Origin of the sequence: Micromonospora fiedleri (assembly GCF_016774385.1) — a bacterium.
Taxonomy (GTDB): domain Bacteria; phylum Actinomycetota; class Actinomycetes; order Mycobacteriales; family Micromonosporaceae; genus Micromonospora; species Micromonospora gifhornensis.
Genome location: NZ_JAETXL010000013.1, coordinates 16152 through 27625 on the forward strand (window position 1 = coordinate 16152; position 11474 = coordinate 27625).

Here is an 11474-nt window from a genome sequence, read left to right on the forward strand (position 1 = left end):
TCGGCAGCAAGTTCGGGGAAGATGCGGTCTCGATGGACCTGGAGGCAGCATCTTCCCCGAAGTTGCAGGCACCGCACGCAGCAGCGGAGGGGTCAGCGGGGGACGACGGTTTCGGCGGCCCACTCGCGCCAGGTGGCGAGGTGGTCGGCGGCGGCGGCGAGTTGGTCGGCGACCGGGCCAGGGCCGGTGGAGCCGGGGGTGATCCGGGCCGCGAGGGCCGAGCGGACCGACAGCACGTCGCGTACGGACGGGTCGAGGTGTTCGCTGACGGTGGCCAGGTCGTCGTCGGAGACCTCGTCCAGGGCACAGTCGCGGGCGGCGCAGAGCGCCACCAGCTTGCCGGTGATCTCGTGGGCGTCGCGGAACGGCACACCCTTGCGGACCAGCCAGTCGGCCACCTCGGTGGCCAGCGAGAAGCCCACCGGCGCGGCGGCGACCAGGCGGTCGACGCGTACCGTCATGGTGGAGATCATTCCGGCGAGGGCCGGCAGCAGCAGTTCCAGGGTGTCGACCGCGTCGAAGGCCGGCTCCTTGTCCTCCTGCATGTCCCGGTCGTAGGTCATCGGCAGGCCCTTGAGCATGGTCAGTACGGCGACCAGCCCGCCGACCAGCCGGCCGGACTTGCCCCGGGCCAGCTCGGCGATGTCCGCGTTCTTCTTCTGCGGCATGATCGACGAGCCGGTGGCGAAGGCGTCGTCCAACTCGACCCAGCCGAACTCCTGCGACGTCCAGAGCACCACTTCCTCGCCGAGGCGGGACAGGTGCACGCCGATCATCGCGGTGATGAAGAGGAACTCGGCGACGAAGTCCCGGTCGGCGACCGCGTCCATCGAGTTGGCGAACGACGTCCGGAAGCCCAGTTCCTTGGAGACCGCCACCGGGTCCAGCGGCAGGCCCGAGCCGGCCAGCGCGCCGGCGCCGAGCGGGCTGACCGCGGCGCGGTGGTCCCAGTCGCGCAGCCGCTCCAGGTCCCGCAGCAGCGGCTGGACGTGGGCCAGCAGCCAGTGGCCGAAGGTGACCGGCTGGGCGTGCTGGAGGTGGGTCATGCCGGGCGCGGCGGTGTCGACGTGCCGCTCGGCCTGCTCGACAAGCGCCTCGGCCAGCTCGACCAGCCGGGCGGCCACGCCTCGGGCGTGGTCACGCAGGTAGAGCCGCAGGTCGGTGGCGACCTGGTCGTTGCGGGACCGCCCGGCGCGCAGCTTGCCGCCGAGGCTGCCGAGGCGCTCCAGCAGGCCGCGTTCCAGCGCGGTGTGCACGTCCTCGTCGTCGACGGTCGGCCGGAAGGCGCCGGAGGCGCAGGCGGCTTCCAGGTCGTCCAGGGCGGCGAGGATGCGGCCCAGTTCCTCCGGGTCGAGCAGGCCGGCGCCGGCCAGCACCCGGGCGTGCGCCCGGGAACCGGCGATGTCGTACGGGGCCAGTCGCCAGTCGAACTGGACGCTCACCGACAACCGGGCGAGCGCCTCCGACGGGCCACCGGCGAACCGGCCACCCCACAGGCTCGTCCGGTTGGCTGCGGTGCTGTTCTCGGTCAGGGTCTTGTCGTCCACCCCGCCCATTCTGGTGGTCACGATCGCACCTCATCCAACCGGGCGTACCGAGCGTTCATGGTGTGACACTCCCGTCGACGTTCTCGTCGCGGCGGGCCCAGCCGGCGAGCCGTTCGCCGAGCGCGGCGCCGCCGTCGCTCTCACGGGCCACGACGAGGATGGTGTCGTCGCCGGCGATGGTGCCGACGACCTCCGGCAGGCCAGCCCGATCCAACGCGCTGGCCAGATACTGGGCGGCTCCCGGCGGGGTACGCAGCACGGCGATGTTGCCGCTGGAGTCGACCTCGTTGAGCAACTCGCGCAGCAGCCGTACCAGCCGGGCCGGGGCTGCCTCCGCGTCGCGCAACGGGCGGTGCCCGTCCTCCGGGATGACGTACACGGCGCGTCCGTCGCCGCCGCGGGCGGTGACGGCGCCGAGTTCCTTCAGATCCCGGGAGAGGGTGGCCTGGGTGACCTGGACGCCCTCGTCGCCGAGCAGTTCGGCGAGTTCGGTCTGCGACCGGATCGCCTTGTCACGGATCAGCTCGACGATGCGGGCATGCCGGGCGGCACGGGTCAGCGGTGTCGTCATGGGCTCCTACCCTGCCAGGAGGAAGGCCAGCAGCGCCTTCTGGGCGTGCAACCGGTTCTCCGCCTGGTCGAACACCGCGCTCTGCGGGCCGTCGAGCACCTCGTCGGTGATCTCCTCGCCGCGATGCGCGGGCAGGCAGTGCAGCACGATCGCCTCCGGCGCCGCGTGCCCGAGCAGCGTCTTGTTGACCTGGTAGGGCAGGAACGGGGTGATCCGGTCCAGCCCGTCGCTCTCCTGCCCCATCGAGGTCCAGGTGTCGGTGGCGACCACGTCGGCGTCCCGGACGGCGGCCACCGGGTCGGTGAACACCTGCGCCGAGCCGCCGGTTTCCGCAGCGATCTCCTCGGCCCGGGCCACCACCTCGGCGGCGGGCTGGAAGCCGTCCGGCCCGGCGACCCGCACGTGCATGCCGGCGGTCACCCCGGCCAGCAGGTACGAGTGGGCCATGTTGTTCGCCGCGTCGCCGACGTAGGTCAGCGTCCGCCCGACGGTGCCGCCGCACCACTCCCGCACGGTGAGCAGGTCGGCCAGCAGTTGGCAGGGGTGGAAGCCGTCGGTCAGCGCGTTGACCACCGGCACGGACGCACCGGCGGCCACCTCGGCGATCCGGTCGTCGCCGTGGGTCCGCAGCACGATCGCGGCCACGTACCGGGACAGCACCCGGCCGGCGTCGCTCAGGGCCTCACCCCGGCCGAAGTGCGTGACCTGGGTGTCCACCACGAGGGGGTGGCCGCCGAGTTCGGCGATGCCGACGTCGAAGGAGATCCGGGTCCGCAGGCTCTGCTTGTCGAACAGCACGGCCACCGCGCGGGGCCCGGCCAACGGGGTGTGCGCGAAGCGGTCGGCCTTCATCCGGGCCGCCAGGTCGAGCACGGCGGACTGCTCGGCCGGGGTGAGGTCGTCGTCGCGCAGGAAGTGCCGGGTCATGCGGGGGCCTCCGTCGGGGTCGGGTCCGCCTCGGTCGGCGTGGTTTGTACGGCGATCGGTCCGCGCGGGTGCTGGTCGGTGGCGCCCGGAGCCACCGACGCGGCGGCGGTCAGCGCGATGGGCAGGGCGGCCAGGAAGGCGTCGACCTGCGCGGCGGTGAGGATCAGCGGCGGGGCGAGCCGGAGCACGTCCGGCTGCACCGGGTTGACCAGGAAGCCGGCCGTCCGCAGCGCCGTGGCGGCGGCGGGTGCTACCGGGGCGGTCAGCGTCACGCCGAGCAGCAGCCCGGCGCCCCGGACCCCGGCGACCAGCGGGTGCCCGAGCGCGTCGATGCCCCGGCGGATCCGTTCACCGACCCGCTTGACGTGGTCGAGCAGCCCTTCGTGGGCGATGGTGGAGATCACCGCGAGGGCGGCGGCGCAGCTGACCGGGTTACCGCCGAAGGTGGTGCCGTGCGAGCCGGGGACCAGCAGGTCGGCGGCCGGGCCGAAGGCGAGGGTGGCGCCGATGGGCAGCCCACCGCCGAGCCCCTTGGCCAGGGTCACCACGTCCGGTTCGACGCCCTCGGCCTGGTGGGCGAACCAGTGCCCGGTGCGGCCGATGCCGGTCTGCACCTCGTCGAGCACCAGCAGCGCGCCGTGCCGGGCGGTGATCCGCCGCGCGGCGGCGAGGTAGCCGGCGGGTGGGACGACGACGCCGTTCTCGCCCTGGATCGGTTCCAGGATCACCATGGCGGTGGCGTCGGTGACCGCCGCCTCCAGCGCGGCCACGTCGCCGTACGGGACGTGGGTGACCTCGCCGGGCAGCGGGCGGAACGGGTCGGCCTTGGCGGGCTGGCCGGTCAGGGCCAGGGCTCCCATGGTGCGGCCGTGGAAGCCGCCCACGGTGGCCACCACGTGGGTGCGTCCGGTGCGCCGGGACAGTTTGAACGCCGCCTCGTTGGCCTCCGCGCCGGAGTTGGCGAAGAAGACCCGGCCGGGCCGGCCGGCGAGGGCCAGCAGCAACTCGGCCAGGGCCACCGGCGGCTCGGAGATGAACAGGTTCGACACGTGCCCGAGGGTGGCGACCTGCTTGGACACGGCGGCCACCACTGCCGGGTGGGCGTGCCCGAGGGAGTTGACGGCGATGCCGCCGAGCAGGTCGACGTACTCCTGGCCGGTCTCGTCGACCACGACGGCGCCGGAGCCGGAGACGAGGGCCAGCGGTGGGGTGCCGTAGTTGTCCATCATGGACTGACGCCACCGGTCGCTGAGGGCGGTCATGACGCCACCGAGCCTTCCTGGTTCGCGGGGCCGGCAACCTCGCTGGGCGCGCTCACGACCATGGTTCCGAAGCCTTCCGAGGTGAATACTTCCAGCAGCGTGGAGTGGGCGACCCGGCCGTCCACGACGTGCGCGGCCGGCACTCCGCCGATGACCGCCCGCAGGCAGGCCTCCATCTTGGGCACCATGCCCGACTCCAGCGACGGCAGCAGCTTCGCCAGATCGTCGGTGGTGATCTCGCTGATCAGGCTGGAGGTGTCCGGCCAGTTGGCGTAGAGGCCGGGTACGTCGGTGAGCACGACCAGCTTGCGGGCCTGCAGCGCGATCGCGAGCGCGGCGGCGGCGGTGTCGGCGTTGAGGTTGTGCAGCACCCCGTCGGCGTCCGGCGCCACGGTGGAGATGACCGGGATGCGGCCGGCCGCGATCAGGTCCGTCACCGCGGAGGCGTTCACCGACTCGACGTCGCCGACCTGCCCGACGTCGACCGGCTCCCCGTCGACGTACGCGGGGCGGCGTACCGCGGTGAACAGGCCGGCGTCCTCACCGGAGAGCCCGACCGCGAGCGGGCCGTGGGAGTTGATCAGCCCGACGAGTTCCCGCCCGACCTGGCCGACCAGCACCATCCGGACCACGTCCATCGCCTCCGGCGTGGTCACCCGCAGGCCGCCCCGGAACTCGCTGTCGATGCCGAGTCGCCCGAGCATCGCCGAGATCTGCGGACCGCCGCCGTGCACCACGACCGGCTTGAGACCGACGTGGCGCAGGAACACCATGTCGGCGGCGAAGGCCCGCTGCAACTCCGGGTCGATCATGGCGTTGCCGCCGTACTTGACCACGACGGTGGCGCCGGAGAACCGCTCCAGCCAGGGCAGCGCCTCGATCAGGGTGGCCGCTTTGGCCTGGGCGCGGGTCAGGTCCGTGTTCAGGTTCATGCTCATGTCGAGTAGGCCGAGTTCTCGTGCACGTACGCGTGCGACAGGTCGTTGGTCCACACCGTCGCCTCGGTGGCGCCGGCGTGCAGGTCGATGCGGATGGTGACGTCACGGCCGGTCAGGTCGACCTTCGAGCGGTCCTCGGCGGCGGCGCCGCCCCGGCAGACCCAGATCCCGTTGACGGCCACGTCGACGGCGTCCGGCTCGAACTCGGCGGCGGTGGTGCCGACGGCGGCGAGGATCCGGCCCCAGTTCGGGTCGTTGCCGAACAGCGCGGTCTTCACCAGGTTGTTGCGGGCCACCGACCGGCCCACCTCGACCGCGTCGTCCTCGCCGGCTGCGCCGACGACCTCGATGGCGATCTGCTTGGTGGCGCCCTCGGCGTCGGCGATCAACTGCTGGGCCAGGTCGTGGCAGGCGGCGGTGACCGCCGCGGTCAACTCGTCCGGAGTCGGGGTGACCCCGGATGCGCCGCTGGACAGCAGCAGCACGGTGTCGTTCGTGGACATGCAGCCGTCGGAGTCGACCCGGTCGAAGGTGACCCGGGTGGCGGCGCGCAACGCGGCGTCGAGCGTCTGCGGGTCGGCGACCGCGTCTGTGGTCAGTACGCAGAGCATGGTGGCCATCGCCGGGGCGAGCATGCCGGCGCCCTTGGCCATGCCACCGACGGTCCAGCCGGCACCGGAGATCACCGTGGTCTTCGGCCGGGTGTCCGTGGTCATGATCGCCTCGGCGGCGGCGTCCCCGCCGTCGACGGTCAGGCCCGCGATGGCGGCGCTGACTCCCGGCAGGAGCTTGTCCATCGGCAGCCGCTCGCCGATCAGGCCGGTCGAGCAGATCGCCACCTCACCCGCCCCGAACGGCTGGTCGGGGTGCTGCGCGGTCAGTTCGGCGGCGGCGTGCTCGGCGGTGGCGTGGGTGTCCTGGAAGCCGGCCGGACCGGTGCAGGCGTTCGCCCCACCGGAGTTGAGCACCACCGCGCGGACGATGCCGCCGTGCAGCACCTGCTCGCTCCATGCCACCGGTGCGGCCTTGACCCGGTTGCTGGTGAAGACACCGGCGACCCCGACGTCCGGGCCGTCGTTGACGACCACCGCGACATCCGGGGTGCCGCTGTTCTTGAGACCGGCCGTGACCCCGGCCGCCCGGAACCCGGCCGGCGTGGTGACGGTCATGGCGTGACCCCCAGCGGGGACAGGCCCGTGGTCTCGGGCAGGCCGAACATCAGGTTGGCGTTCTGCACCGCCTGACCCGCGGCGCCCTTGCCGAGGTTGTCCAGCGCGGCGACCACGATCAGCCGACCGGAGTCGACGTCGACGGTGGCCTGCAGGTGGCAGGAGTTGCTGCCCAGGGTGGCTGCGGTGTGCGGCCAGCGGCCCTCGGGCAGCAGGTGCACGAAGGGGCTGTCCGCGTACGCCTGCGCCAGCACCGCCCGGGGGTCCGCCGAGCCGGTCGGGCGGGCGGTCACGGTGGCCAGGATGCCGCGCGGCATCGGCGCGAGCACCGGGGTGAAGGACAGGCCGGTCGCGCCGGTGGCCTGCTTGATCTCCGGTACGTGCTGGTGGGCGCCGACCTTGTAGGGCGACAGGTCGCCCATCACCTCGCTGGCCAGCAGGTGGGTCTTGGCGGCCCGGCCGGCCCCGGAGGTGCCGGACGCGGCGACGACCACCACGTCGGCCGGGTCGGCGACACCGGCGGCGATCAGCGGCGCGAGCGCCAGGGTGATCGTCGCGGCGTAGCAGCCGGTGTTGGCGACCCGGGTGGCGGCGGCGATCCGCTCGGCCTGCCCGGGCAGTTCCGGCAGGCCGTAGGTCCACGCGCCGGCATGCGGGCCGCCGTAGTAGCGGGCCCAGGCGTCACCGTCGGCGAGGCGGTGGTCCGCGCCCAGGTCGACCACCCGGACGTCGGTGGGCAGCTGCGCGGCGAGGGCGGCCGACTGGCCGTGCGGCAGCGCGAGGAAGACCAGGTCGGCCTCGGCGAGCGTCTCCGGTACGGTCTCGGCGAAGGTGTGGTCCAGCCCGACGAGCTGCGGGTGCACGCTGTCGACGCGCTGCCCCGCCTGGCTGTGCGCGGTGGCGGTGACCAGGTCGAACTCAGGGTGCCCGGCGAGCAGGCGGAGTAGTTCACCGCCCGCGTAGCCACTTGCCCCGGCGACCGCGACCCGGATTCCCATGCCTACCTCCGTATGACTATGCAGGGAGGTTAGCAGCAGCGAGACTGGCGCTGCAAGTTCATGCAGTCGACCGTATGAGAATACTTGCTGTGTTAAGAAGGGACCCCTGCTCTACCGGAGGCGTTAACAGGGGGCCCTTCCTTACCCCTACAGGCGGCCGGCGTGCACGGCGTCGGTGACCCAGGGGATGACCTCATCGAGCATCTCGTCCAGCGAGGTGGTCGCGGTGAAGCCGAGCACCTCGGCGGCCTTCGTGGTGTCCGGCACCCGCTTGCGGACGTCGTAGCGGAACGGTTCGTCGCTGACGTACCGGAACGGCACCTCAGCGCCCTTGATCTTGTGCCAGATCAGCTCGGCCAACTCCAGCACCGTGGTCGACCGGGCGGTGGAGAGGTTGAAGTCCTCGTTGTGGGCCGCCGGGTGCTCGATGGCCAGCGCGATACCCCGGGCCAGGTCACCGCCGTAGGTGTAGTGCCGCACCTGGTCGCCCTCGCCCAGGATGTGCAGCGGATCCTGCCCCTTGACGATCTTCTGCACCAGGTCGGGCACCACGTGGGACATGGCCAGCTTCACGTTGCCGGAGAGCACCTCGGCCTGCCCCAGGGCCCGCCCCTCCCCCACCCCGACGCAGTTGAAGGGCCGCACGATCGTGTACGGCAACCGGTACTGCTCCCAGGCGGCCCGGGCGTAGTACTCCACCGCCAGCTTCTGGAACCCGTACGACGACAGGGGTGGCGGGATGCGCCGCTCGTCGCCCTCCCGACTGGGCCAGTGCTCCGTCGACTCGTACACCATCGAGGAGGAGAGGTAGGTGACCTTGCGCAGCGTGCCGTCGCGGTGCGCCCGCAGCGCTGCGTCGCAGGTCGCGGCCATGATCCGCTCGTTGGTGGCGAGCAGGTCGTAGGCGTACGCGTGGAAGTAGGAGATCCCGCCGATCATCGCCGCCCCGGCGACCAGGTGGTCGCAGCCGTCGAGCAGCTCGGTCAGCAGGTCGGTGTCACGGGCGTCGCCCTCGACGAACCGGAACCGCGGATGGGTGTCGTAGCTGTGGCTGACCGGGCCGTACTTGGAGAAGTTGTCCACCCCGACGACCTCGTGGCCCCGGTCCAACAGCTCCGCGACAAGATAGCCGCCGATGAAGCCGGCCGAACCAGTTACCAGGACCTTCGCCACGTGCGCTCCTATGCGGTCTTCTCGTACTCGGTGGACTCGACGCTCTGCACCGCCGCCGGTCGGGTCCGGGCGGCCAGCTTCTCCCGGCTCAGCCGTCGACCGTAGGCGAACAGGTACCAGCGCAGGTAGCCGGGGAGGAACCGGCCCAGGTCGAAGTGGGACTCGCCGAGCGGCCGGTCCAGCCAGATCGTCGGGATCTCGGCCACCGGCAGCCGCAACCGGGTCGCCTTGGCGGTCAACTCCAGCCCGATCTCGAAACCGGTCCGCGACTCGATGCCCACCTCCCGAACGAAGGCGGTGTCGTACGCCTTGAAGCTGTTGGTGGCGTCCCGGGTGCCGACCCGCGCCAGGGTGTAGAGGCTGCGCCCCGCCCAGCGGGACATCAGTCGCTTCAGCCGGGGCCCGCCCACCTGCTGGCCGCCGGGCATGTAGCGGGAGGCGGCGGCGACGACCACGCCCCGGTCCACCAGCCGGGCCAGCTCGTCGATCTGCCGGGGATCGTCACAGCCGTCGGCCATCGTCACCACCACCACCGGGGCCCGCGCCACGTCGATGCCGAACCGGATCGCGTTGGCCGGCCCGCGCCCGTAGGTGTTGAGCACCGCCCGTACCCGGGGGTCGGTGCGGGCGGCCTGCTCGACGTACGGGACGGTGGTGTCCTCCGGCATGTCGTGCACGATGAGCACCTCGGCCGGCAGCAGCATCTCCCGCAGCATCCGCTCCAGACAGCGCACGATCGCCGCGCCCTCGTTGTAGACCGGCACGATCACCGAGACCCGGGGGATCACACCCGCACCCCCTGCCCGGTCAGACCCCACATGTCGATCACCGGTTTGTCGGTGTCCAGGCGGGCGTACTGCTCGTGCGGGGCGGCGATGACCAGCAGATCGGCCCGGCGCAGCACCTCGTCGAGGTCGACGAAACGCTCGTCGATGACGTACGGGTCGGTGCAGAGCGTCTCCCGGGTCTTCAACGCCAGGATCTTGCGCAGCTTGTACGCCAGACTCTCCCGGGGATCGTCGCTGCCACCCTTGAACGCCATGCCGAGGATGCCCACCGTCGAGCTGGCCAGGTCGAACCGGTCCTCCAGCCGCGAGACCAGGTACAACGGCAGACCCTCATTGATCAGCATCGCCGAATGGCCGAGCACGAAGTTGTTCCGGTTGAACGCGGCCAACTGCATGGTGTCCTTGAACAGGCACGGCCCGGCCGCGAACCCGGGCATCGGCAGGTCGGCGGCGCGGGGGTACTCGTACGCCACGGCGTGCCGGATCCGGGCGAAGTCGAGCCCGAAGTCGTTGGCCATCATCCAGAACTGGTTGGCGGTGGCGAACTTGATGTACCGCCAGGTGTTGGTGAACAGCTTCGCCAGCTCCGCCTCCTCCGGCGTCAGCGTGACGATCCGGTCGGTCAGGTGCCGGAACAGCTTCTCCGCCCGGGCCAGCGACTGCGGGGTACGCGCCGCCACGATCTGCGGCAGCGTGAACAGCTCGGTCATCGCGTGCCCCTCGGCGATGCGCTCCGGGCAGAAGGCGACATCCGCCTGCACTCCCCGGCCGACCAGCAACTTCTCGGTCAACGCGGTCACTCCGGGGTAGACGGTGCTGCGCAGCACCACCAACTGCCCGTCGCGCAGATGCTCCGCACAGCGTTCCAACGCCCGCGGCACGGCCCCCAGGTCCGGGTTCAGATGCTCGTCGACCGGGGTGCCGACCACCACCACCAGATGCTCGGAGGTGCCGACAGCGGCCGGGTCGGTGGTGGCCCGCAGCCGCCCGGCGGCCACCGCCTCCGCGAGGGGCTCGGCCGCCCCGGCCTCGGCGAACGGCAGGGTCGCCGAGTTGACCGTGGCGACGGCGTCGGCGTTGATGTCGTACAGCACGACGGAGAGCCCGCGGGCGGCGAACGCGATGCCCAGTGGCAGGCCCACCCGGCCGCAACCACCGACTATGCAGACGTCGACCGAGGCGGGTGGCTCATCGGGCATGAGGGGGCTCCCGTGGGGGTGGCGGGTGTGATCCCAGGGTCATCGGGGTCACAGCAGGCTAACCCCTCAGAGGTGACTCGTGGGTAACCAAATAATCCAACCGTCGTGACCTTTCGGCCGATGCCGCCCGCCGCCGACTCCTCCCCCGCCCGATCAGGGGGAAGAGTCGACGACCCGAGTTGTCACATCGACTGTCGGGTAAGCCCCTGCTGCCGCTCGTAGGTGCGCAGCGCGATGTCCCATGCCTGGGTGTACTCGGACGGGCCGAGACCGAGATCGCCGTGTCCCTTGACGGCCTCCCGCAGCAACTCCACAAGCTTCGGAACGATGTCGCGGCGTTCCGTGACGTAGCGCTGGAACACCTCGGCGAACTCCGCGCCGGTCAGTCTGGCGGCGTACGCGGTGACCGGTTCGTCCTGGAGGTTCTGCAACACCGCCGCCCACCGACGGGTCAGATCGTCGGCCTGCCGGGTACGGATCTTCTCCAGTTCGTGCTCACACTCCAGCGCGATCCGCTGTTCCCAGTACGGACGCAGCCATTCCCGCACCCGCTCGTCCGGGCTGACCCGGAGCCGCACCGTGAACTGGGGCAGGTGCGCTTCCTGCGGCCAACGCTGGTGCATCAGCAGATCGTTCAGCGCCCGTTCGAGGTCGTGGGAACGGTGCGGCTCATGCTCGCGAGCCAGGTCCACAGCACGCTCACGGACGATCCCCATCGCCCAGGGCAACAGCGCCTCGGCCCGCAGCCGCAGCCCGTCGAAGGTCATGTTGGTCGCGGTCCACAGGTAGACGACGTGCAGGTTGAAGTCGAATGCGTCGCCCTTCGCCGGCACCAGCAGGGGTTGTGGCACGTCCTGCCGAAAGGTGACCCGGGTAGGTGCCGGGGGCGGCAGTGCGGGGGC

The 11474-nt window shown here is 71.6% G+C and carries 11 protein-coding genes; all 11 read right to left on the bottom strand.

The genetic code is table 11. The features are described 5' to 3' along the window. Nucleotides 1-92: 92 nt before the first annotated feature. The 11 genes from argH to JMF97_RS27610 all read right to left on the bottom strand — a co-directional run bounded on the left by argH (nucleotide 93) and on the right by JMF97_RS27610 (nucleotide 11423). Nucleotides 93-1556: an argininosuccinate lyase gene (gene argH, locus JMF97_RS27560; RefSeq protein WP_203224259.1), complete on the bottom strand. Its 1464-nt coding sequence runs from the start codon at nucleotides 1554-1556 to the stop codon at nucleotides 93-95. 46 nt (nucleotides 1557-1602) lie between these two features. After that, a complete protein-coding gene (locus JMF97_RS27565) occupies nucleotides 1603-2118 on the bottom strand; it encodes an arginine repressor (RefSeq protein ID WP_013732826.1) in 516 nt (171 codons plus the stop codon). 6 nt (nucleotides 2119-2124) lie between these two features. Further along, nucleotides 2125-3045: an ornithine carbamoyltransferase gene (argF, locus tag JMF97_RS27570; RefSeq protein ID WP_203224186.1), complete on the bottom strand. Its 921-nt coding sequence runs from the start codon at nucleotides 3043-3045 to the stop codon at nucleotides 2125-2127. Continuing rightward, entirely contained in the window at nucleotides 3042-4307 is a 1266-nt protein-coding gene (locus JMF97_RS27575) for an acetylornithine transaminase (RefSeq protein ID WP_203224187.1), read from the bottom strand. Before JMF97_RS27575 ends, argF begins: the two co-directional genes overlap by 4 nt. Beyond that, the gene (gene argB / locus JMF97_RS27580; RefSeq protein ID WP_203224260.1) at nucleotides 4304-5239 is read right to left on the bottom strand and encodes an acetylglutamate kinase; all 936 of its coding nucleotides are present in this window, start codon (nucleotides 5237-5239) and stop codon (nucleotides 4304-4306) included. Before argB ends, JMF97_RS27575 begins: the two co-directional genes overlap by 4 nt. A gap of 2 nt (nucleotides 5240-5241) precedes the next feature. Continuing rightward, nucleotides 5242-6414, bottom strand: a complete 1173-nt coding sequence (gene argJ / locus JMF97_RS27585; protein ID WP_203224188.1) for a bifunctional glutamate N-acetyltransferase/amino-acid acetyltransferase ArgJ — start codon at nucleotides 6412-6414, stop codon at nucleotides 5242-5244. After that, nucleotides 6411-7412 carry an N-acetyl-gamma-glutamyl-phosphate reductase gene (gene argC / locus JMF97_RS27590; RefSeq protein ID WP_203224189.1) on the bottom strand — a complete coding sequence of 334 codons (1002 nt, stop codon included), beginning with the start codon at nucleotides 7410-7412 and terminating at the stop codon, nucleotides 6411-6413. The genes argJ and argC overlap by 4 nt, the downstream gene beginning before the upstream one ends. Nucleotides 7413-7559: 147 nt before the next feature. Then, entirely contained in the window at nucleotides 7560-8585 is a 1026-nt protein-coding gene (locus tag JMF97_RS27595; RefSeq protein ID WP_203224190.1) for an NAD-dependent epimerase/dehydratase family protein, read from the bottom strand. Between the two features lie 8 nt (nucleotides 8586-8593). Further along, on the bottom strand, nucleotides 8594-9373 hold the full coding sequence (locus JMF97_RS27600) for a glycosyltransferase family 2 protein (RefSeq protein WP_203224191.1): 780 nt from the start codon (nucleotides 9371-9373) through the stop codon (nucleotides 8594-8596). Then, entirely contained in the window at nucleotides 9370-10572 is a 1203-nt protein-coding gene (locus tag JMF97_RS27605) for a nucleotide sugar dehydrogenase (RefSeq protein WP_126712520.1), read from the bottom strand. The genes JMF97_RS27600 and JMF97_RS27605 overlap by 4 nt, the downstream gene beginning before the upstream one ends. A 182-nt stretch (nucleotides 10573-10754) precedes the next feature. Next, on the bottom strand, nucleotides 10755-11423 hold the full coding sequence (locus tag JMF97_RS27610; protein WP_013732817.1) for a hypothetical protein: 669 nt from the start codon (nucleotides 11421-11423) through the stop codon (nucleotides 10755-10757). Between the last annotated feature and the right edge of the window lie 51 nt (nucleotides 11424-11474).